Genomic DNA, 20728 nt, shown 5'->3' with positions numbered 1-20728 from the left:
CCTACTTAATTACTTCGTCCATCAATAGGACGGCTGCTTGATGCTCCAATCCGGAAAGCACTCCACCAACCGGATCATAATAAGGCTGCGGATGACCTGCGAAATATCGTTCTGGTTCCCGGTTGCTTCCCAAGAGTCCACCTCTTACAATCATAAGCATATCCCCAGCTTTTAGATCCACTGATACATCACAAGCCACTTTATCCGTGGCAGTAGCCGTAGCCGCAGTGTCCTTCATGGCAGGGCCGTTTCTTTTTGTACTGTAAACCCGGCAGGGAATATCTTTACAAATCTCTTCTCGTTTCTTTTTATCAATGTTCCCGACCTTATAGCTGACATTTCGGGATATGCTCATGGAATCCGTATACCAGTTCTCAAAGATTGGATTGTCAAATAACATACATGCCTCCCATTCCAATCATGCGGGCCATGGTCACAAGCTGCTGGCCGTACTGCGTAGCGTTCCAGGATCCCCACTTGGCGCTGGCTTCTGTGATGGCCTCATTATCATATCTGATTGTTGTATCTCCCATGGTAGCCTCTTTTACAAGCCCAGCCTGTTGACCGGTTGCGGCAGCTCTGGCAGGTGTGGCGGATCCATCAGAGTAAGTTTTTAAGTATAGTGCAGAAAAGTGGGCCACATAAAGCCCGGCTGCATACCTCCATATATCTCCGTACCGGCTGGGTAAAATGCTGGCATTGCTATTATTGATGAATATCTGCAGCATGGGATCAGGAACCAGACTTATAATCCGGTTCTCTTCTCCCTCTCCCTGGCTGACCTGTTTTTTTGTAAACTGCGGGAAATCAGTCAGGAACATTTCCTTTGTGTAAGTCCCCAGTTCTCCCGGCTGCGGCATGTTGGCCGCTGCGGATATTAAACCATGAAACTGCTCATACATGCCGTACCCTCCTTATTCTTCCCGCTTGTCAGCGGCTTCTGCCTTTTCCTCAGCTTCTACATCCGCCAGTTCCAGTGATTTATCCTTTTTTGCTTTAGGAGTGGCAATAGATCCGTCTTTTATCGCTGCAAGTACCAACCAGTGCTTAGCCACCCAAGCCGGGACCTCTCCAATATAATCACGAGGGATAGAAAATTTCTTCTCTCCCTCGCAGATCTCAAAATTCTTTTTACTGTTTATAAACATAGCTGCCCTCCTTAAATTCCGTCAACATAGCGCATGATATTTTCATAAAACATCTGCACTTCGGACAGGTTTGCCAAGTACGCAGTATCATAGCAGACATTCGTTGTATTCGGCTGCGTCATAACCCGATTAAGCGGAGCCAGCTCATCCATTGCAACGAAGCGTTCTTCATTGATATAGACCACCATTCTATCAGTGCTGCCTGCACCAGCGCCCTTGCACCAAGATGCACCGCCGATAAAAAGATCTGTTCCATTCTGTTTGGAAACATTATTCTCCAATAAGAATGTAAGGATCGTCTTTTCTGCCAGATCTGAAACCCTGGTGGTTGCAAGGTAGTTGAACTGCTCATACGGCATCAGGATGTGATTCGGAATAGCACTTCTGTCATATTCCGCCGTTGCCCATACCGCAAGAATGGCGTCATTGATGTCCTGTAAGATATTGTCCGGAGTTTTGCTCTTAAACGTCGTTAAGCTGCCGGTTCCCGTAGAAGCTGCATTTGTGGTGGTTACGTTTGGATTATTAATAAGCCCGGTGGATCCGTACTTTTTGATACCCGCATAAACATTGGCATCCATGTGCTTATCATAGGTCATTCTAATACCATCTCTTAAAATACTTTCATAGCTCCGCCCTGTCATGTTGCCACGCTGCATATCCACGAACATGATCCGCATACCCACGGAAAAAATATGGGTCTTAAAAAGCTCTTTATCAAAGTTGGCCTGAACCATCGGGATGCCATTGGCTCCACCGGCATGGACCGGACCGTCCTCACTGCCCCCAGCTACTCCATACTCTACATTCATAGCTGATATATATTCTGCCCAGCCGCCGCCAACACGGACAGGAATATCACGTCCATATGTAAAGCTGGTAAGGGGCTGGCGAATCAAATTATCTCTTTTTTCCAATTCCGAGTGCAAGAAAGCTCCACCGTTTGCAACTGCAGCCGCATCCATAGCCTGGTATCTCTGGGGAACCGCAGCTCCGGTTGATGGGGCTGTCACCACCCCCGCGTCAAATGTTCCCATGTTCTTATATTTCATATGAATCGTCCTCCTTATGCTCTATTGCAGGATAAAATTCTGATCTCTGCTACACCGTTTGCATCCTTTTCTCCACGCCATTCACAGTTGGTAAGCAGCACGGTCTTTCCAGTATCCTCCGTAGCTTCAAAGCCACCGATCACTCCCGTAGGGAAGCTGGCATTCGCCTCTGTTCGGATATACACTTTCCCTCCCAACTTCGGGCTACCCACTTTACAAAGCACATTAATGCAGCCACGCTTAAAAGCGCTGGTTGCTTCTCCTGGTTCGTACTGTCCAGCTGACTGGGACAAATAAGACGTTGCAGACTTAAACTCCCTGGAAGCCACGCCTACAAAGTCTGCAGCGATATTGCTGGCTCCGAAAGCCACCACATTGCTATTGCTGTCATAGACCAGAGGTGTGCCGAACTTTACTGCGACTGCTCCGCCAAGCGGGTGAGTATCGATAATCATATCCGGCTGCCTGGAATAATCTCCGGCATATCCGTGTGTCATGCTCTTTCCAATAACCTGTCCTCTCATTATTTCTTACCTCCGTTTTTGTGTGGGTTCATAGCATCATAAGCCGACTGATAAGCGTCTAAATCAATGCCTGGCTGTTTATCTGTCAGTCTGGCAGCATTCTTCTGAGTAGTCGCTGCGATCTTTGCAATGTCGCTCACGGTGCCCTCATCTGACAAGCAGGCGATAAGAGAGTCCGTAACAGCCTTTTTGTCAGCTGAGTCTTTAATACCGGCAATTACTGGGCGAAGCTGTTTGATAACCTCTGCCATGACAGCCTTATCTGCTGTACCGGTAGCCTTGTCAAGCTCCTCTGCGGGAATCACTTTCGCCTCCGCACCGGAAGCCGGTTCTTCTGTTTGTCCCGTAAGTGATTTAATCAGGCCGTCCAGAGGATCCTGATCGACTTCCGGTGCATTTTTAGCAGACAATAGCTCTATGAGCTTATCCAATTTTGCATCCAGGCTGGAAAAGTCTTTTACTTCCTCCTTTGTAGGAGGCGTTACTGGCTCCGTCTTTTTCGGTTCCTCCTCCGCACCCAGTGCATCTGCCGCATCAGCTGCCATTGTCTCCAGTTCTTCCGGAGAAGCGTCTTTTGCTGCTTTAGCAAATAACTTAAAAAATAAACTGTTTTTCATATTACCTTTCCTTTCTGGCCAACTGCTGGCCTTTGCCTCTATCTTATTTTTTGAATCTAAAATCGCAACATTTTTCCCAGCCCTGCCCCGTGTTACCACGGCCACATGGTTTCCCCGGATTTCATGCTGCGAATAGGTTCCATCTTTATTGTCTGACCAGGTACATTCATATCCGCAGCTGATCTCCCGCTTTCCCTCCTGCACCGCCCGGATCAGTTCCTCATCCTGAATATGAAGGTCCGCAAGCAAATATCCCTCCCACTCTCCACTGCCCCTACGGACGTTTTCGGCACACCCCCTGGAATACTGCCGGTAGGTTTCCGGAGTTATCAGCTCTGGAGGGTGTTCATCAGTTACAGGTTTTCCCTCAAAGCTCGACATTGCCGCTTCGGAGAATACCTCCTCCGGAGAGCGCAACACCTTAACCATCTTGGAAGAACTGCCTGCGGGGTTCAATTCGCTTTCCAGGTAGTCCATGCTCCCGGTCCGGGCAATGGGAACATTCCGGCAAATCAAAAAGCCCTCGCCAGTTTCTATCTGGTTTGGGCTTATGGTATATCCGTAATATGCAAGCATTCCATTTCCTTTCTATTGCGATATCGCAATGATTTCTGAGTACAAAAATACCATCAGCCATTTATTGACCGATGGTACCTACAAATTAGCTATAATCTTTTCTGCTTCCTTCTGGCTAATTTCTTCCACAAGCTCTATGATGCTTGTATTCCCAGTCTTATATGGTGATTTCGCTGGCTCTGACTCATCGAATCCCATGATCCTATCCATCAAGATATTATCATTATCCACAACCCAGCCTTTGCCCGCCTTATACAAATAGGGGACATAATCTTCTTCCTTCCCCAACAAACCTAAATCCTTGATGCGGTAAAATGTCACATTCATTTATTTTTCACCTCTCCGATATTTGCCGGTATAGCCATTCCTCGTGATTGCTCCATCATCTTTCGCCTAAGCGCAATGGCCTCAGGAGATGCAGCATTTAACTGCCTCCAGGTTTCATAGTCCTTGTGCATTCGATCTTTCACACCATAGCTTTCAGGTGTATGGAATTGAACTTCAAAGTCCTGTCCTTCTAATGTTCTGAAGGTACAGTTAATGCCGTTATATGGATTATCTCTTTTATGCCAGAAGTTCTTTACCCTTACAACGCTGTACCCTTTTTCCTGTAACACTTGTGTAATATTCTTATATGAGTCCACAAGGGTTAACGCATTATCCTGATAAGTATACCTGATGATATCATTGGTGGAGCTAATAACAGTTTTTATTCTTTCAGGATCAAGGCTGTACTCACTTTCTTTTCCAACTTTTCGCAGGAAGGAATCTTTTGCTTTTAGCCGGTATTCCAAACCCACCATAGACACCCCGGTGTCATTGGATATTTTCATTAAATCAGCAGTGATCGATGGCTCTTTAAGGATTATCTTATTATAAGCATTGGTCTTACGGTAAAGCGCCTGTGCACTCTTCCAGCCCTCACCACCATTATACTTTAGTTCTCTGAATTTTTCAAAGCTTTTCGGAACATCGTTACCAAGCACCGCCCGGTACCGCTCATGTTGCTTGTAATCATTAAGTAGCCTTTGTCGGTTTCTGATTTTTTCTTTATAGGCCGCGATCTGTTTCTTACTTCTCGGATCCACTGTAACAGGATTCTTCTCAAAACTGGAAAAGTCCTTATCCTTCTGAATCTGGGCTTCACTTTTCCCGATCGTGGTATATTTAACCAGGGCATGAAGGCAGTTCGGATGGATATTTAAGTATGTATTACTTAAGTCGTCGCTACCGTTGGGATCAATTTTACCAAACGCAGAAGCCAGCGGAGGGTAATCCGGGTTTGTTCCAGATCGACTGTAAACTCTTCCTTCCAAAGGTGCACATATAGGACAGGTACTCCCGATTTTAACGATACGGTATAGATCGTGGTCCGGATCAGCTGTTAATACGGCGGATACTTCGGCCTGCCTGGCTGTTGCCCTGGTAGCCATGTTACAGTAATCCTGCAAACCCCAATTGCGTCCAGCTTTATCGACAAAGGCTGTTATATTCTCAGACCGCAACTCCCGGGCCATACTGACCGCCGCTTTGCCTGAGCCGTACCCTGCAGCTCTTGCCTCTGCTACTGATTTCAGGGCGGCTTCCCTTACCTTGTCAGCTTCCCGCTTTCCGATCCGAAAAGATTCTTCAATGCTTCTCTGCGCAGTAACGGATGCTTCCACGATATCACCCAGCAGGTTATTGGATAGTTGCTGCACAATTCCCAGCTGAGAGGCAGTGAGCCCAGCGGCATTCTTGTACCCGTTGGCAGCCGCTTCGGATTTGTAGAAGATCTTCTCGATCATGGCCGGAACATAACCCCAGCTATCGTCCACCATCTCCTGCAGGATCTGCTGAGTACGATTAAGAGCGGCCACTTCGGCATAATCTACATACTCCTGGCTACGCTTCCGATTTATCTCAGCAACCAACCTCTGCTCTGTTTTCAGGAACAACATCCTGAGGTAGGCTGTTTCATCCTTGCTATTAGGTGGCCGTATCATCTGCGGCATTACTCATCCTCCTCAAATGTCTGCGGAAGCGTAAGCCCTGCCATGGGATCCGTCATAGCCTTATAGTCAGAATAGGTCTTTCCCTTAGCCGCTTTGATGGCTTCATCAGAAATCGTGCTATACATGCCGGTTTCGTCGGCCAGGGCCTTAAGTTCCTTTTGAGCGGTGGCCGCGTCGATCAGATCGCTTTGATATACTGTCACAACCGCCTGCGACTTCTTCTCCACGATGTCGGCAATCTCGCTGGAATCAGGCGTCTGAAGCGGTGGGAAGTCAATGTCCAAATCATCGGGAACAGCGCCCCAGGCAGACAGCAACATAACTGGAAGTATCTTTTCGAGTAGTGGCCGGAACTGATTTTCTCTCAGTCCATCGATGTAATCATAATAGTTGTTCATGTCACTTTCGCCTGTGGAATTCATGCCAGCAGGTGAACGCCCGAATAGTTTTGTCACCGGCGTTCTGGCAGCTCCCGCAACATCCATCATCACCCTGTCATATACATCCGATAATCCGGTAAAGGTGTACTGCGTATTGTGCATAACATCACCTTTATTTACCAGACGGGTACCGAAATTACTTTCCAGAACGCTCTGAGCCTGCATTACCTGCCAGAAACGCTGCTGGGCCTGCGCGTTGTTTACGGCAAGCATCTGATCCAGGGAATCCGTTTCCATGTAATTTACATTCGCCCGAAAGGTAAGAGCTGCAATATTGGAGGAAACATTGTCCCGCTTTACCACCTCGCTGTATATGGACTCAATCTCTGATTCTCCCCAATACTGCTCTGCAATTCTCTCATTATAGGGAAGCTCCCGGCCCGTGAATCTGATTACCCTGCTGTGATGAACTCTGGATACCAGGACGCCGCTTTCCTCATCTCGAATTGTGTAATAAGCCGGGAACCCAAAGTCAGGATCAGACGGATCTGTAACGATCCCCATTTCTGGATAGATACCGCTCCATCTGTCAAGGATTTGTAGTCCCAGGAACGTCCCCGGAAGGATCAATCCATAGTCCAGGGGCTTTGACAGATCGTCCTGTCCCTTTACCATGATAATTGCTGCAGCTCCTCCGTAAAGCCTGCCCCAGTACATTCCCTCCAGAATCGATTTTCGCAGATGAACCTTTCTTTCCAGGCGTTGCAGGGAGTCGATCCGCTCCGGTGCCACATTGCTTTTCACCGTGTACCACTTACGGATCATATCCTCCGGAATGGTCGCAATGATGTTCTGGACGATCCAGTTATCCCGGTAAAGGCTTGTAAGCAGCTGGTAGTTCTGGGTCATGCGTGTAAGTGGGTACTGGGTTGCCTGTAAAAGGTCCTGTGTCCCGTAGCCTAACCGCGCAATCGGGTTTGAAAAGGCATCGTTTACCTGTATTCTATTATCAGCCCGCTCTCTCTGCGGGCGGTTTCTTTTTGGTCTTGCCATTATTGAACATTCCTCCTCCATTTTGGTAGCTTGGTCATGCAATAGTATCGCAGGGCATCTGGGCCATGATCCAGTTGCTTCACCGGTTTTTCATCTCCATGCTGCGCTGCCTTATCGTCCCAAACATAGGATCGTAACTCTGTAATCAATCCCTCGCAGCGTTCATGCACTTTGATCTTTCCGGACTGAAACAGAGCCGCAACCACCCGGATTCCGTCAATCACTTCATTGTCCCCAGGCTTCACGATGTAGCCCCGGCCTTTCAGCTCCGCGGTAAAACTGGCCGCTGATGGATCCGCTACAACGTCGCACTGCAGATCCGGATTGTCACCCATAAAGACAACCATATCATCACCGTACTGGCTGTCTGTTTTTTGACCTTCCTTCTCCACTCGGCTGTCCCATCGGTATTCCCGATCCACCCAAATGGTGTCTCCATCATCATAAATATCTAGGAAGACGCAGGGATTTGTAGTTCCGTAGTCCAGGGAAATTGTACGGGCGGACAGATACTCCAATCCCTTGGGCCGTGTTTCATCGTTGTAGATGTTGGCCGATTCTGTAAACATGGTATAAATAAGCCCTTCGGCAACCGCCCACAAGCCCTTGATATAGCGTAAAAAAAAGACACCCGCATACATGCTTCGGTATCTCTTCTTAATTGCTTCGTCCAGGGATAGATTGTCTTCCATGGTGAAGTGCAAATATAAGATGTTCTTGACTTCCTTGTCGGCGGCTTTTAATGCTTCTGCTTTCTTTCTACCAAGATATCCTATACATTTGTCAATCCAGCCGATCTTAAACCAGTGCATGGGGCCTGCGGGATTGCAGTTAAACCAGAACTTTGAACCCTTAACAGAACAACGTCCAGTTGCCTGATTCACAAAGGATTCCGGCATTAGAGCCACTTCATCAAGAAACACTCCGGCTGCAGTAATACCCTGAACCAGCTCCTGGGATCCTTCATCCTTTCCACCAAATATATGAAAATAATTGGTGACCTTTCCTCTCGTCACCTCCAGCATGTTAGGCGTTTCACCGGATATATGATAGACATGTTTATACCCTCGACTGCTTAACATGGTTCTCAATGTTGTAAGTACGTTACGCTGAAAGGAACTGATCGTCTTACCTGCCATTATGAAGTTCTGTCCATCAAAAGAACTCATAGCCCACATGACGTAAGATAGTGACATGGAAACCGTCTTACCTGATCGGATCGCACCATCAGCAATAATCCCGTCCATATCCTTTACTGGGGAGTTCTTTGTCCACCAGTTCAGAACCATTCTCTGCTTACGGGAAAACGGTTGAAACTTAAATATCGGTCTCTTCTTCCTCATCCTCATCTTCTTCCCAATCCCCCCAATCTGTACCGGCTGATCCGTTTAATGCATCGAGGAAACCGTCGTCCTCTGCTTCTCCCTCATCGTCAACACCCATCTTCGCCTTGGACGCTGCCATTCGCAGGTTTTGCTCCTCCTGGTCGGTATCTGTCTTTTCAGACTGGCCGGAGTATTTAGCAATAGCTTCATAGGCTTTCACATTTCCAGCCAGTCCCTCTTTTATCATAGCCATGTTTAAAGCACTTTCCAGGGTGCTCTCAAGGCCCAGAGCCTCCAGGACCGGAGTCCATTCAGGGCTGTCTATTTCAGTAGTAAGCAAAGCATTTAATGTCTTGCGGAAGTCTGCCTTTTTCCTCCTGGCTTCACCAGAGGCTTTTCCGCCTTTTCTTCCTAATTCCCTTGCTTCGTCCTCGCTTCGCTTATTAAACGGGATTAAGTTTTCATGTCCTCGAGCCATCACCTCACCTTCCTATCTGGCTGTTTTATATTAAAAAAGAGACGGGGTGGCCGCCTCTACTTCTTTTTATTTTTCCTATAATATTTAATCGCCTCAACAATGATAGAGACGGTTAATATTGCATTAATCACATTTAGTATTGTCAACAACATATTCTTACCTCCCTATCCATCATATCACCATTGTATGGAAAAGAAAAGAGACACCGGGTGGGTGCCTCTTGCTTTTTTATTTCACAATTCTATACTTTTTATAAAAACCTTATTTCCATAATCAGTAAATTTTAAATGTGTTTCTTCGCGGACAGCCTTTAATTCTATAATGCCTAAAGCTAATAACCTTTTTACAATTTCCTCTAAAGACTCATTTGTGATGGTGGCATCAGTCAAACTAATTACTTTTTTGTTTATTATATCTTCAAATTCGTCTAACCATACTCCTTTACTTAAGGAAAGTCCAGTTTTATTAACAACCTCTTGAATAGATATATCTCTACTTAAAATATCCATTGTATATGCCATCTCACAGTGTACAGTAAATGTATTCATTATATATACACTCTGATCTTTAAATGTATTATTTTTACTAATTTCTTCAAGGTCAATAATTAATTGCTTATTTTCTTCTTGTAGTTTACTTAGCTGTTCTAATACTTCATAACTCGGTATTGAATTCCCTTTTACCCAACCAATCCTTGGATGTGTTTTAAACTGTTTAGATAAACTACTATGTATTTTGTACTTTAATTCGTCAGCGGTATCCCAAAAATTCGCCATCCTTCCATCTAATACCCTTTTTCTAAACACCTCTAATTTTTTTAGCTTTTCAGGATCTTGGTCTGTTTTTCCAACTGTTATGCTATTAATATCTTTTTTTACAAACGCGAGAATTGGTATTTCTTTTTCCTTAGCAAAGTCGAACTCTTTTTCAGTGTAGCTAATTCCATCTTCAGCAACAGAACCATATCTACCTGCTACGATTAAGACATAATAGTCGCTTTCGTTAATAATAGTCTTAATGTATTCAAATTGTTCACTATCTGTAGCTGGAAACATTTCCATTCCTGCTGGAAAACAATCCAATTCAATTATAGCCTGCATAATTTCCTTACGTTCCTCTTCTAAATCTGCAAATGTAGAACTAATGAAAACCTGATATCTTTTGTCCATATCACATCCCCCAATTATTAATATGGATAAGTATACCATATTTTACCAAAAGAAAACACCCTTCGACATAAAATCAAAAGGTGCTTTCAAAAAGGAGGGTACATATAGCTGAAAACCAATCGGAACCCTCGGAGTTGAACCGAGATCTCCCTCAGGGGGAAGGGAGCTGCCATCATGTGTTCCGCTCTGGTTTTTGTTTGGCTTTTCAACAGATGCCCAAAGAAACCAGGAAACAAAGAACTGTAGTCAGCTGCCAAGCTGTTACACCTGGCAGCCGCAGGAGGGTCACTGTCTAAACGAAGAGTATGCAAAACCTGTTCATCTGGCTTCTGCATAATAGCACTCTAACATATTTCTTCCGAACATGGCCAAACATTTCTAAATTTCTCCAAAAAATCTATTATTTCTCATCCTGCACCCGTCTTCCGTAAATTTTACCCTCCGTTTCGGAAACATTTTGTTCATGGCCTGCGCCACCTTCCACCAGGGAAGCCCATCTATGTAATACAGTCGGAACATTGTCCGAACCTCACTCTTTGGGATAGTCTCAATATACTCTTCGGCCTGGACCGTAAGCTCAAAAAGCTCTGCTTCTTTGGTTCCAAGCATTTTCTGTAGCTTTTCAATGGCGGCCTTTTTCCGGTAGTATTCTGGCGTGGGATAGCCAGTAATTTTTATGCTGCCATAGGTTCCGTCAGACCTTGTCCCCTTTACAGAGTCCGAAACAATGCTCAGGCCCTTAATCTCCTTTTCCAGCTTTTCCTTACGACGCCGGATGTCCTTGATTTCCCCTTTCATCTCACAATACTGGACCAGTATCTCTTTGTCCACTCTGTCACCTCCCTGCTGTCAATATCTTCCTTCTCACCCTCTGCAAATCTTAAATGCATCTTCCAATGTCCTTACAGGCTGGGGAAATCCCATAACAAAGAATCCGCCTATTTCTGTCACCTCTTTATCTGTAAAGTATGCTATAAACTGATCAGGCCAATCAGCGTCATAAATCTTCCTCACCCCTTCGGCATCTGCGTACAGAAACCTGATAAACGGTATTTTCTCTATTTGGCAATCCATAAAGCTTTCCTCCTATCAATTGCCCGCTCTGGGCTTATAAGTTCTCTTACTGCTTAAATATTCTTCTTCCTTCCGCTGCCGTCCCAGGAGCTGCCGCATCTTGTTAAGAGTGGCCCGGTTGTTCTGATCATTGAAAAACTCCACAATCAGCTGATACCGCTTTACAGCATCTTTACTCTCCCTGCTCTGCTTCCGGCTTCTGCGGAGCTGCGTTGTTACCTTATCCGCTTCTGATCTCGTTTCAGCAAATTCCATTGCATGAAGCAGATCCTGGAGGCGCTTGTCCTCCTCGCCCACTGCTTCACATGCAAGTCGGTGAACCGTTATGCACCTATCCACAAAAACGAGGAACTCAGTCAACTCCTCTGCTGGGCTTTTAACTTTTTCCGCCATTTGCTCTCTCCTCTCTCACTCTGAGATATGCTGCCGTACAAGCCGGAGACGTCCGCAGGTTCGGATCAGGGCATAAACTTGTATATGCATAAGGTGGCATTGTTGCTGAAAAGGTCTGAGGCCTTGGCCCCTTTATGGACTTAGCAGCTTCCGCCATGGTGATTCTATGTACCTGCGCCTGCTCCTCCCGGCGCTCTTTTGATGATTTTCTCAATATATCCCTCCTGTCTTTTTTCCTCTTACTTCCTATTGATTTTCGAACACACGTTTGCTATAATTCGTATTGAGGTGATGAAAATGTCCGCTAATACGAAGACCCTACAAAAAGAATACATTAATTTGCCCCGAAACCGCACTGTGCCAGTAATCGCCAGTTTTAATGCTCACGGTGATTGTGTTCCGCTTTATTTTCGATACACTTTTTCTGACGGCACTTACTCTGATATTGCCATTGATCGTGTCATCATGACGGATAAGCGATTCCGCCAGACCGCTTACGTTTGCGATATTACTGTAAACGATGCTCGTAAAAGGGTTACATTCACCCATTTTCGGGATGATGGGATGTGGGCACTTGAAACCAATTAAATCTTGATTTACCTGATTTGGGGCAACAAAAAACCAACTACCGAATATTGATAGTTGGTCATTTTTTATATGAAATCAAATGGTATATATCTAGATTCTAGCTTCTGCTCTTTTTTATTTAATTCCATTTGATAAAGATCAATAAATTTCTCATTGCAATATTTTTCAACTATTTCCTTTAGCGAATCACTAATATCTACTCCCATATATATTGCTTTAGGTAATGGTTGATCAATAGGCTTTCCTTTTTGTGGCATTTCGTTAAATGGATAAAGTATTCTCCATTCTTTTTCATCTGACCATTTAGAGTATTTGGTAAGAAGGCTTTTTCTAAACTCATCTTCGTTATATTTTTGAGAATGCACTGGTTTTTTATCTTTATATATAACCGGGAATACAGGAAATTCAAAATCATCTTTATAATATTCTATGCAAAAACCTTTATGATCATCTGCATAATGAGTCCACAAGTTATCCATTGTTTCATTCTCACTAAAACAGGCTATATAAAACATTTCTAAAGTCATATCAATTACTTCATCGTAATAATCCACAATAAAATCTTTAACAAATTCGTAGTTAAGATTTAGATCATCAAATAAAATTTCATTCTTTCCTTCAAATTTATCATTTACATTTTTAATATTTGATAGCCATATCTTATTTGAAGTAAGAGCTTCAATATCATTTGAATTTCCCTGCCTGTATCTAAAGACAGTTTGCGGTGCATTCCTTACATACATTTCTAAACCTTTCTTAATATTTTTCTTTTTAGAAAACATAGCTTCAATAAAATCTTCTTTCCAGCCCATAACCGCTCCTTTTGAGTGTTATTTAAATAGAAATAATTATATCACTCCAACTATCAATATTCAATTATCAAGGAACAATAAATCTTTAATTCTACGATGTATCAGGCAAATCTAAGTTGCTCCTGGCTATCATCAATTATTAAGTTCGGCATCCGCTCCCCAACCTTCAAATATGGGCAGTTCGCCCTAACCAATGATTCAGCCACAATGGGAACAACACTATTTCCGATACGGGCAACCTGTTCTTTTACTGGGTATCTCTTTCCTTCGTAATCATGGTTAATGATATAATCCTCTGGGAACCCCTGTCCTAATTTCAACTCTGGTTCGGCTTTCAGCATTCGCAGGAAAATATCCAGAATCACATATTCATTGCCAAGCACTGTGACCAGAGCAAATCTGTCCTTTGTCACGATGGTATGTAGAGGTTCATTCAAGCCTACACCAGTTACATCACCGCCATAGTATTTGATAATGAACTTACTTACCCATGTGCATTTCTGGGCTGTTTCTTCATCAACGCCATTCTTCAGCAACTCTTCCTTACTGATTGCCAGAACGCTTACCTGCCCAAAATGCCCTGGGCTTGTTGTGATTGTATGTATTGGCTCCCATAATGGTTGACCTTCTCCTGTCTTATAAAACTTTGTCAGAAAGGCCGCCACCAGTCCATAGCGGTTACTGGTATCTATAGTCATGATCGGTTCGTCAACCATCTGGCCTCTCACTTCAGATTTAGATGTTTCAGAGTGGTACTGAATCAGAAGCGGTGCAACCAAGTGATTATGATCAACTGTCGTAATTGTATGCAGCGGTTCATTCATTCCACTACCTGCCCCTTTATAATTTCCTCCATAAGATTTTTCTATAAGAGGTGCAACAACCGGGGTTACAGTTCCAAAGCCATGCTTTTGCGTTATGGTGGGCATTGGCTCGTGAATACTCTGCCCACGGAAGTTATCTCCTCCATGATTCACCTGAACAACAAACGGTTCCGGGCAGTTAAAAACAAATTTATCTAATCCTCTAGCAATCCGGTTCATCGTCTTATCTGCAAGTGGCTTCTTTCTGCCAAAGATGGATTTTCCCAGATCAGCTAAATCCAGGTACTTCCAAATAGGCTCCCATTTTTTTAATCCATCAATGCCATATTTGTTATGCGTTGGCTCCGGCCAGATAATCGGCTTCTCGTCTCTCCTGAAGATTGCATACCATCTTTTTCTTGTGGTAGGAGCTCCATAGTCAGCTGCTATTAATATTTTTGTTTCTATTTTTGTATATCCAAGTAAATACATTTTCTTTAAAATTTTCTTGTATTCTTTCCCCTGTTTCTTTCGTATTGGATATCCTTTTTTATTTAATGGCCCCCATTGCCTTATTTCTTCAACATTTTCCATTATTATTACATCTGGACGAATTTCTCTAGCATGTTTATGTACAGCCCATGGAAGAATTCTTAAACCTTTCTCTCGTGGCTTACCACCTTTTGCCTTACTATGACTGGTACAATCCGGACTTGCCCACATCAAAGCCACATGACGGCTTTTTACATACTTCTGCAAATCTACCTTGAAAATATCTTCTGTCAAATGTAAAGTATCAGGGTGATTTGTTTTATGCATTCGTATAGCCTGCGGATCATGATTAATCGCAATATCCACATGCCGCCCTAATGCCATTTCAATTCCAACGCTGGCTCCGCCTCCGCCAGCAAAACAGTCAATTATTAAATCTCTCATTTTTGAAAGGAGCCAGGATATCCTGTTACGGCGGCCACCGCTCCAGCCTCCTTTCTTGTTGTTATTTCGTTTTTTGAATCTCCTTCAGCTTCTCAATCAGCTCTGGCCTGCTTGTCCTGCAATTCCGGAAGAATGATCCCTCTTTCAAAAGATAATATTCCGCCTCTCCCCAGCCTTCCTTAAATTTATCTTCATATGATCCTGGCGCTTTGTAATCAAATATTCTGGCATGATACACCTTAACCACCATGCTGGTACCATCTGGCAGGTCATACCGGTAATACCGTTCCCCTGTCTCCTTGGTTTCGATCCATAACGGCCATGTCTCATAAGCATCCACGAAAGCGGCTCTCTGGTCATTATTCTTCAGGATCGGCAGCTCCGGCTGCTCTGGTTCGGATTCAAGCCGTTTTTGCTCTTCTGCCATAGCCTCCAATGCTGCAACGATTATCTTCTGACGTTCAATGAATGGCGGCCACTTCTCCGGTGTTACTCCTTCGAATGTACTCATCCAGTCTTTGAGAGTTTTCTTTGCTTCTTCAAGAACTGTTTTTATAGGTGCTGATAGGTCTGAGGTAATTTCCACAAATTCTCCATCGATTACGGTTTCAGACTGATCCAGTGCACTTTCTGATTGTTCAGGTACGCTTTCCTGTGTTTCAACAACATCAGGATCTTTACTCTCAGACTCCTCAAAATCCGGATACAGGTTCATAAGCTCACGCACGAACCGGCCATACTTCAAGTGGATATCAACCTTACCAACCCTGAAATCCATACCTCCTGCAAATCCATGAAAGGAAAAATCATACTCCCAGCAACAACTGCAATGAGCTCCGTAAGGAGAAATCTCTTCCTGTACAGCCTTAGCCCGCTCTGCATTGGTAGAACCCCTGCGACAAGCCTCCAGTACCCTTTTTAAATCTCCAGGTGAGTACTTCGCCCACTGTTTTATAAACCATGCTGCATCATATTCCGGAAAGCCTCCATCACGACTAGCGGAAGCATTGCACTCTAACTTACACTTACCTTGAAATTTACAGATCCAACAGCAGGAGGATCCGCATTTGCTTCCATCTCCGGGGACTGATCTGTTCTCCTCCAAAACAGTGCAGCTGTATTCTTCCCGATGTGGGCAGCTGGTGGGGGTAGAATTAAGTGTTCCTCTTTTCTGGTTATTTTCTTGTTGCTGACCAAGGGTCTCATCTTGCCTTTCCTTTGCCGCACGTTCCTTTATATATTCATTAATCTGATTATGCACATAGTTGGCAAACTTCTGAAAAAGGCAGATTCCCAGGTCCTCATCGCCTCTGTAAAACTCAATGATGCCCTCGGCAACACTTACCTCCACATCACCGTCAATAATGATTCCATCAATGTTGCTGCGCCGTTGAAACAGTTTAAGCAGGCTGATGATATCATCATCAGTAATCCCGATAAGTTCGCCGTTTCCAAACAGCCGCCTTGCATTTTCCCGAACAAACAGCTGAGCCAGCATAGTCACATGCCTGTTAGAGGCTTTGGGAAAGCCTGCCATACTGTAAGATTCGTCCACCTTTTCTTCATCGTCCGGATTATAAAATTCCGGGTGTGGAACCTCCTCTTGTTCTTCTGGTTCCCTAGATTCAGGTTCCTCCTTGTTTCCGAAAAAGAAATTATATTCCCGCTCCAGCCTTGTGTTTTCAACATCAAATATAGCCTTCCCGGAAGAACCGTAAAATACAGTAACATGCTCCTCTTTCAGAACCCTATGTATCTGCCCAAAGGACTCGATCTCACATTCTTTGTCTGGGCTCTTATAACCAGTTCTAAGATATTTCACCACCATATCTGACCGCATAGCTCCATAAGCATCATCTATGGATTTATTCTGGTTTAAAAAATGATCAATCTCCGGTTCTTGAATTTCATCTGGATCCTTCTCCTTTTCCTCCAGCCCAAAAGTTGTAACATCACAACTTTTTTCCACTGAAACAGCTTCCTCCGGCTTCCGGATCTGTTTCAGTTGGTTAACCGTCATGTCAGGCTCCGCTTCCTCACGCTGATCCTCTGTCATATAAGCCAGTTCTACCAACTGGTAGGTGGTATATTCCAGATATTGCTTGCTAAGAATGGGAGAGTTTCCGTCCTCAGAAAGCTGCTGGTTGACCTTGATACACTTGGAAGCCCAGCCTTTGTCCTTGTTATACTTCCCACGGACATACTCCTCAAAATTCTGGTATCCAGCCTCTTCAAACAGCTTATCATCTCGGATCCTACGAAGGTAATATCCGTTTGCCACATAGGCCCTGGCCGCCGTGATCAGACCACCCTGTATGTATTGCTCCGCCTCCTTCAAAGTCATAGGGGTACTGTAATACCTCACTCCGTCCACAATAACACCTCCCTGCATTATTTGATGGTTTCATAGGTTCGCTTATTCTCATTCCACTTGACTGCAACAGGAGCCTTGCTCTCCTCAAAATCAACAACAACACTTACTTCCGGCATCGATACTCTAATTTTCATGTTTGTTTAACCTCCTCCACTTTTCCTCATCATTTCCCGGCATACACCCAAAATGTATATGCAGCTTACTCTTTCTCTTGGTTTCTATGTACACATGCTCCCCGTGGATCTCCTTGCCGCAGATATAGCAGAGGTGTATCTTTTCCTGTTGGGGGGGCACTGGATTTCTTTTTACTGGCCATCTTCTCTCCTCCATAACATCAGCTCCATGTTTTCAAAATTTCATATGCCCTCTTTAGCTCCACCAAATCAAAATAGCCAAAGTGGCACTGGTTCATCGGAATTCCCATTTGTGATGCCAAGGCAGAATATAATTGAGCTCGCTTCTTTTTCTTGCTTTTCCATAAAGGATCAAATAGGCCATGGCACTTTATTTTCCACTCCCTCATCTCTTTATTAGCAAGGATTCCAAGAGCTTCCCTGGGGCGGGGTTCATGTGTTCCAACAAAAGCACCGCAGCTCGTACAGTAATAGCAATACCCGCTTCCATATTGTTTGCCATATATCTTGGCATTTGATATATAAACCACTTTCCCGTCGCACAAATTACATTCTGTAGGTTGTGTATTAACCATTTATTTCACTTCCTTTCACAATCCGGTGGACCATCTCCCGTAACTGTAGGGCGTATTCAAGAACCCGATCTGCACTGTATTGGCGGCACACCGCATGACTCACTTTTTCCAGGACCCCGGACTCCCGGATTGCCGTGTTGATTCCTATGTACTTCTGGTAAGCCTGGCCCCGCTCTATTTTCAGTCCGCTGAACACAATATCCTGCAAGATCTGTTTCGTCATGGCCTGAAGCGTTTCCCGGAGTTGGTTATAGGATTTCCGGTACTTTGTCAGAAGGAGCTCCAGGGGGACATTTTCCTTGTTCCTTTTCAGGCGATCCAGCAACTCCTGGTACTCATCCAGATCGATTTCTGTCAGAGCAGCCAGATTTAACGGTTCATTAAGATATTCTTCAAAAGAAACCTTGCATATCTTTAGCCACTGATCTACATGTTCCTTGCTCTCAAACTCAGGATAATGGCCGGGAACCCTTCTAATTCCACTCTCCAGAATGCGCATTTCCGCATATTTCCTCACTTCTTCCGTCATATCATCACCTCAGTAACCGGATTTTGGGTTACAGTAACCCACTTTTTTACTTTTTAGGTTACCGCTCAAATCCGCATAGAATAACTGTTTTCTAGCTACGGTAACCCGGTAACCCACTTTTTTAGGTTTCCTTACGCGCGAGACATTTTTATAAAAACATTGTTAAATAAAATACAAAAGTTTTAGAATTATTTTCTTATATATAGGAGTGTGTTTTTCTGGGTTACTGGGTTACTCACCCTCAAAAACACCATCAAGCCCGCATAAAACCTAGCTTTTCGTGGTAACCTCTCTTAGGTTACTCTCAGTTAAATGGAAGTTCCTCCTGAACTCCTTCTACATCATCAACCCTCACAAAACCGTCCTTGTCAGCACCATCATTCAGTTTAAGGAACACGCAGCGCACCTTATTTCCCTTAAAACTTTTACCTTTATCCAGCTTTTTCCCTCCGCTTTCAACCTGGAGCAATCCCTTACGGTTCGCCCATGAAAGAAACGAAGCCTTTGAAAATCCTCCTTCTTTGCACAATACCGTAAAAGCTGTGGTATAAATAATGGCATACCCATTCTCAATCGTGCCCCATTTCTCAACGCTCTCATTCTGAACATCAAACCGGGCCGGATTCATGGCCACCTTGTCCAGGATAAACTGATAGCAGCGCTCGTTATCGGAAAGCTCATTGCGGTCCACCAAGACCTCCCTGGCCTCCTCCAGACTGATATAGGCCCCGTCCTTGAAGAGATAATCTGTAACGATCTTATCCGCCGTCAGGACGATTGACAGAGACAGGCTCTGCTTCTGCATCTTCTCGTCATCGGCCAGAAGCTTTGCAAATTCCTGCTGGATCTCTCTGATCTTCTCAATGCCAAGCTCTTTTATAACTTCAACAAACTCTCTGCCAGCGTGACCATAATTATGCTTAACCAGCTCCGCTGTATTGCCAGGGCTTTCAAAAACACGTTCCCCGCATTCAATCTCCAGGATGCGGTTAATCGCTCCGCCCTGGGTCACATAGGAGCTTAAAGGCCGCTCTCCATTTGTCAGGATGCAGTTCTTCCAGTGATTTTCCCGGTTCAATCCCAGCTCCTTGTTGGAACGGGTCTTCCCCTTTCCGGAACAAAGATCATATACCAGGCCTTCAAAGTTATCTTCGATCTTCCGGTTCTTTTTGGAGGAATCGTCCAGGATCAAGGGAAGGTTATTTAATAAGTCACAGATGGCCTCCAGGCCTACCTCCGTTCCTTTATAATCTTTTATGTAGGCGCTCTCATCGGGATCAGCCCAGACAGATGCCGCCACCATCAGTGATACGGTCTTACCGCCTTCGGTTTCTCCCCAGAGATCAACAAAATAGGGAAGCCCACCAAGTGGTTGCACCAGTGCACTAGAAAACGCTGCAGCCAGCATGAATTTAACTTCGATTCTCCCAGCCTTACGCAAAGCCGATACATGATCAAACCACTTTGTCCGGCTTCCAACCTGTCCAATGCTCTCAGCTATCTGCCGGAATCGTGCGTCTCCATCAAAGACGATCTCCGTATCATAAGGCAGAAACCCGCCCCGGATCCAGCCCAGCTTTGAGGTGGAATACTGGACTGCTATGTGCTCCTCATTGGCATTTTCCACGTCCGCCAGGTACCTTACCAGATACTTGGCATTCTCGCTGGTTACCGCAATTCCACGGCCTGACAGGGATACAATCTTATTGGCTGATGTGACCATGGTTTTGGGGACAATGATTTCCTCCCACCGCCCATTCCGCTTATAGGCCAACTTGACCTGTTCCTCTCCTGTTTCCAGATTCTTTAAACGTTCAATCGGAAGAATTGGATGATAACAGGCCAGAATATCTGTGTATCCAGTGGACGGATTCCGGAGGCATATCCCGCTTTCCGTAGCAAGCCATTCCTTACACTGCATGTTGTCATAAGGACCGGCGAAGTTTGTCCAGTTCTCCAGGCTGCAGGAAGGCTGTTTCTGCCTCTCCCGTTCCTGGCGCTTAATTTCTCTTTCCACCTTTTTGTAGGCCGTCACCATTTCTCTGAATTCTGTTTTAACCTTCAGCTCCGCAGCTTTTAAACCTAGAGAGGCAAGCAGCTCTGCCCGATACAGCTCATCTTCCTGGTCAAAAACTTCTGTCAAAATCTCCTTGGATAAAATTGTTTCTGCCGTGAGCTCATTCAACGGCACCAT

24 protein-coding genes are annotated in these 20728 nt (G+C 44.7%); 1 reads left to right on the top strand and 23 read right to left on the bottom strand.

What is annotated here, in order from left to right; genetic code table 11:
- Nucleotide 1: 1 nt before the first annotated feature.
- From V7M78_RS07550 to V7M78_RS07475, 16 genes are all read right to left on the bottom strand, one after another.
- Entirely contained in the window at nucleotides 2–400 is a 399-nt protein-coding gene (locus V7M78_RS07550; protein WP_333648034.1) for a hypothetical protein, read from the bottom strand.
- Nucleotides 390–902 carry a DUF4054 domain-containing protein gene (locus tag V7M78_RS07545; protein WP_333648032.1) on the bottom strand — a complete coding sequence of 171 codons (513 nt, stop codon included), beginning with the start codon at nucleotides 900–902 and terminating at the stop codon, nucleotides 390–392. Before V7M78_RS07545 ends, V7M78_RS07550 begins: the two co-directional genes overlap by 11 nt.
- 12 nt (nucleotides 903–914) lie before the next feature.
- The gene (locus V7M78_RS07540; protein WP_333648030.1) at nucleotides 915–1148 is read right to left on the bottom strand and encodes a hypothetical protein; all 234 of its coding nucleotides are present in this window, start codon (nucleotides 1146–1148) and stop codon (nucleotides 915–917) included.
- A gap of 11 nt (nucleotides 1149–1159) precedes the next feature.
- Nucleotides 1160–2200 (bottom strand): DUF2184 domain-containing protein, encoded by a 1041-nt coding sequence (locus tag V7M78_RS07535; RefSeq protein ID WP_333648028.1) that lies wholly within the window; start codon nucleotides 2198–2200, stop codon nucleotides 1160–1162.
- A gap of 14 nt (nucleotides 2201–2214) precedes the next feature.
- Nucleotides 2215–2724, bottom strand: coding sequence for a structural cement protein Gp24 (locus tag V7M78_RS07530; protein ID WP_333648026.1), 510 nt, complete (start codon nucleotides 2722–2724; stop codon nucleotides 2215–2217).
- Nucleotides 2724–3917 carry a DUF2213 domain-containing protein gene (locus V7M78_RS07525; RefSeq protein WP_333648024.1) on the bottom strand — a complete coding sequence of 398 codons (1194 nt, stop codon included), beginning with the start codon at nucleotides 3915–3917 and terminating at the stop codon, nucleotides 2724–2726. Before V7M78_RS07525 ends, V7M78_RS07530 begins: the two co-directional genes overlap by 1 nt.
- A 78-nt stretch (nucleotides 3918–3995) precedes the next feature.
- Nucleotides 3996–4244 (bottom strand): hypothetical protein, encoded by a 249-nt coding sequence (locus tag V7M78_RS07520; protein ID WP_333648022.1) that lies wholly within the window; start codon nucleotides 4242–4244, stop codon nucleotides 3996–3998.
- Entirely contained in the window at nucleotides 4241–5911 is a 1671-nt protein-coding gene (locus tag V7M78_RS07515) for a phage minor capsid protein (protein WP_333648020.1), read from the bottom strand. The genes V7M78_RS07520 and V7M78_RS07515 overlap by 4 nt, the downstream gene beginning before the upstream one ends.
- The gene (locus V7M78_RS07510; protein ID WP_333648018.1) at nucleotides 5911–7344 is read right to left on the bottom strand and encodes a phage portal protein; all 1434 of its coding nucleotides are present in this window, start codon (nucleotides 7342–7344) and stop codon (nucleotides 5911–5913) included. The genes V7M78_RS07515 and V7M78_RS07510 overlap by 1 nt, the downstream gene beginning before the upstream one ends.
- On the bottom strand, nucleotides 7344–8687 hold the full coding sequence (locus V7M78_RS07505; protein WP_333648016.1) for a PBSX family phage terminase large subunit: 1344 nt from the start codon (nucleotides 8685–8687) through the stop codon (nucleotides 7344–7346). Before V7M78_RS07505 ends, V7M78_RS07510 begins: the two co-directional genes overlap by 1 nt.
- Nucleotides 8662–9147, bottom strand: a complete 486-nt coding sequence (locus tag V7M78_RS07500) for a KGG domain-containing protein (RefSeq protein ID WP_333648014.1) — start codon at nucleotides 9145–9147, stop codon at nucleotides 8662–8664. The genes V7M78_RS07505 and V7M78_RS07500 overlap by 26 nt, the downstream gene beginning before the upstream one ends.
- A gap of 233 nt (nucleotides 9148–9380) precedes the next feature.
- On the bottom strand, nucleotides 9381–10316 hold the full coding sequence (locus V7M78_RS07495) for a DUF4062 domain-containing protein (protein WP_333648012.1): 936 nt from the start codon (nucleotides 10314–10316) through the stop codon (nucleotides 9381–9383).
- A 378-nt stretch (nucleotides 10317–10694) separates the two neighbouring features.
- Entirely contained in the window at nucleotides 10695–11147 is a 453-nt protein-coding gene (locus tag V7M78_RS07490) for a hypothetical protein (protein WP_333648010.1), read from the bottom strand.
- A gap of 33 nt (nucleotides 11148–11180) precedes the next feature.
- Nucleotides 11181–11390: a hypothetical protein gene (locus V7M78_RS07485; protein ID WP_333648008.1), complete on the bottom strand. Its 210-nt coding sequence runs from the start codon at nucleotides 11388–11390 to the stop codon at nucleotides 11181–11183.
- 15 nt (nucleotides 11391–11405) lie between these two features.
- Nucleotides 11406–11783, bottom strand: a complete 378-nt coding sequence (locus V7M78_RS07480; RefSeq protein ID WP_333648007.1) for a hypothetical protein — start codon at nucleotides 11781–11783, stop codon at nucleotides 11406–11408.
- Nucleotides 11767–11997, bottom strand: coding sequence for a hypothetical protein (locus V7M78_RS07475; protein ID WP_333648005.1), 231 nt, complete (start codon nucleotides 11995–11997; stop codon nucleotides 11767–11769). The genes V7M78_RS07480 and V7M78_RS07475 overlap by 17 nt, the downstream gene beginning before the upstream one ends.
- Nucleotides 11998–12080: 83 nt before the next feature.
- Between V7M78_RS07475 and V7M78_RS07470 the strand changes: the two genes are divergently transcribed.
- Entirely contained in the window at nucleotides 12081–12371 is a 291-nt protein-coding gene (locus V7M78_RS07470; protein WP_333648003.1) for a hypothetical protein, read from the top strand.
- A 65-nt stretch (nucleotides 12372–12436) separates the two neighbouring features.
- On the opposite strand, the gene V7M78_RS07465 is transcribed toward V7M78_RS07470, so the two are convergent.
- The 7 genes from V7M78_RS07465 to V7M78_RS07435 form a co-directional block, all read right to left on the bottom strand.
- Entirely contained in the window at nucleotides 12437–13183 is a 747-nt protein-coding gene (locus tag V7M78_RS07465) for a DUF2971 domain-containing protein (protein WP_333648001.1), read from the bottom strand.
- A 101-nt stretch (nucleotides 13184–13284) separates the two neighbouring features.
- Nucleotides 13285–14922, bottom strand: coding sequence for a DNA cytosine methyltransferase (locus V7M78_RS07460; RefSeq protein ID WP_333647999.1), 1638 nt, complete (start codon nucleotides 14920–14922; stop codon nucleotides 13285–13287).
- 61 nt (nucleotides 14923–14983) lie between these two features.
- Entirely contained in the window at nucleotides 14984–17296 is a 2313-nt protein-coding gene (locus V7M78_RS07455) for a hypothetical protein (protein ID WP_333647997.1), read from the bottom strand.
- Between the two features lie 123 nt (nucleotides 17297–17419).
- Nucleotides 17420–17626, bottom strand: coding sequence for a hypothetical protein (locus V7M78_RS07450; RefSeq protein ID WP_333647995.1), 207 nt, complete (start codon nucleotides 17624–17626; stop codon nucleotides 17420–17422).
- Between the two features lie 4 nt (nucleotides 17627–17630).
- Entirely contained in the window at nucleotides 17631–18005 is a 375-nt protein-coding gene (locus V7M78_RS07445) for a zinc-finger-containing protein (RefSeq protein ID WP_333647993.1), read from the bottom strand.
- Nucleotides 17998–18534: a hypothetical protein gene (locus V7M78_RS07440; protein ID WP_333647992.1), complete on the bottom strand. Its 537-nt coding sequence runs from the start codon at nucleotides 18532–18534 to the stop codon at nucleotides 17998–18000. The genes V7M78_RS07445 and V7M78_RS07440 overlap by 8 nt, the downstream gene beginning before the upstream one ends.
- 304 nt (nucleotides 18535–18838) lie before the next feature.
- Nucleotides 18839–20728 (bottom strand): DUF927 domain-containing protein, encoded by a 1890-nt coding sequence (locus V7M78_RS07435; protein ID WP_333647991.1) that lies wholly within the window; start codon nucleotides 20726–20728, stop codon nucleotides 18839–18841.

It is taken from the genome of Lacrimispora sp. (assembly GCF_036758025.1).
Classification (GTDB): Bacteria; Bacillota; Clostridia; order Lachnospirales; family Lachnospiraceae; genus Lacrimispora.
This window is presented reverse-complemented; position numbering and strand designations above follow the sequence as displayed.

Excerpts from the sequence above, each read along its gene's own strand:
- V7M78_RS07550 (WP_333648034.1), bottom strand. The coding sequence starts at position 400 with ATGTTATTTGACAATCCAATCTTTGAGAACTGGTATACGGATTCCATG.
- V7M78_RS07545 (WP_333648032.1), bottom strand. The coding sequence starts at position 902 with ATGTATGAGCAGTTTCATGGTTTAATATCCGCAGCGGCCAACATGCCG.
- V7M78_RS07540 (WP_333648030.1), bottom strand. The coding sequence starts at position 1,148 with ATGTTTATAAACAGTAAAAAGAATTTTGAGATCTGCGAGGGAGAGAAG.
- V7M78_RS07535 (WP_333648028.1), bottom strand. The coding sequence starts at position 2,200 with ATGAAATATAAGAACATGGGAACATTTGACGCGGGGGTGGTGACAGCC.
- V7M78_RS07530 (WP_333648026.1), bottom strand. The coding sequence starts at position 2,724 with ATGAGAGGACAGGTTATTGGAAAGAGCATGACACACGGATATGCCGGA.
- V7M78_RS07525 (WP_333648024.1), bottom strand. The coding sequence starts at position 3,917 with ATGCTTGCATATTACGGATATACCATAAGCCCAAACCAGATAGAAACT.
- V7M78_RS07520 (WP_333648022.1), bottom strand. The coding sequence starts at position 4,244 with ATGAATGTGACATTTTACCGCATCAAGGATTTAGGTTTGTTGGGGAAG.
- V7M78_RS07515 (WP_333648020.1), bottom strand. The coding sequence starts at position 5,911 with ATGCCGCAGATGATACGGCCACCTAATAGCAAGGATGAAACAGCCTAC.
- V7M78_RS07510 (WP_333648018.1), bottom strand. The coding sequence starts at position 7,344 with ATGGCAAGACCAAAAAGAAACCGCCCGCAGAGAGAGCGGGCTGATAAT.
- V7M78_RS07505 (WP_333648016.1), bottom strand. The coding sequence starts at position 8,687 with ATGAGGAAGAAGAGACCGATATTTAAGTTTCAACCGTTTTCCCGTAAG.
- V7M78_RS07500 (WP_333648014.1), bottom strand. The coding sequence starts at position 9,147 with ATGGCTCGAGGACATGAAAACTTAATCCCGTTTAATAAGCGAAGCGAG.
- V7M78_RS07495 (WP_333648012.1), bottom strand. The coding sequence starts at position 10,316 with ATGGACAAAAGATATCAGGTTTTCATTAGTTCTACATTTGCAGATTTA.
- V7M78_RS07485 (WP_333648008.1), bottom strand. The coding sequence starts at position 11,390 with ATGGATTGCCAAATAGAGAAAATACCGTTTATCAGGTTTCTGTACGCA.
- V7M78_RS07480 (WP_333648007.1), bottom strand. The coding sequence starts at position 11,783 with ATGGCGGAAAAAGTTAAAAGCCCAGCAGAGGAGTTGACTGAGTTCCTC.
- V7M78_RS07470 (WP_333648003.1), top strand. The coding sequence starts at position 12,081 with ATGTCCGCTAATACGAAGACCCTACAAAAAGAATACATTAATTTGCCC.
- V7M78_RS07465 (WP_333648001.1), bottom strand. The coding sequence starts at position 13,183 with ATGGGCTGGAAAGAAGATTTTATTGAAGCTATGTTTTCTAAAAAGAAA.
- V7M78_RS07460 (WP_333647999.1), bottom strand. The coding sequence starts at position 14,922 with ATGAGAGATTTAATAATTGACTGTTTTGCTGGCGGAGGCGGAGCCAGC.
- V7M78_RS07450 (WP_333647995.1), bottom strand. The coding sequence starts at position 17,626 with ATGGAGGAGAGAAGATGGCCAGTAAAAAGAAATCCAGTGCCCCCCCAA.
- V7M78_RS07445 (WP_333647993.1), bottom strand. The coding sequence starts at position 18,005 with ATGGTTAATACACAACCTACAGAATGTAATTTGTGCGACGGGAAAGTG.
- V7M78_RS07440 (WP_333647992.1), bottom strand. The coding sequence starts at position 18,534 with ATGACGGAAGAAGTGAGGAAATATGCGGAAATGCGCATTCTGGAGAGT.
- V7M78_RS07435 (WP_333647991.1), bottom strand. The coding sequence starts at position 20,728 with ATGGTGCCGTTGAATGAGCTCACGGCAGAAACAATTTTATCCAAGGAG.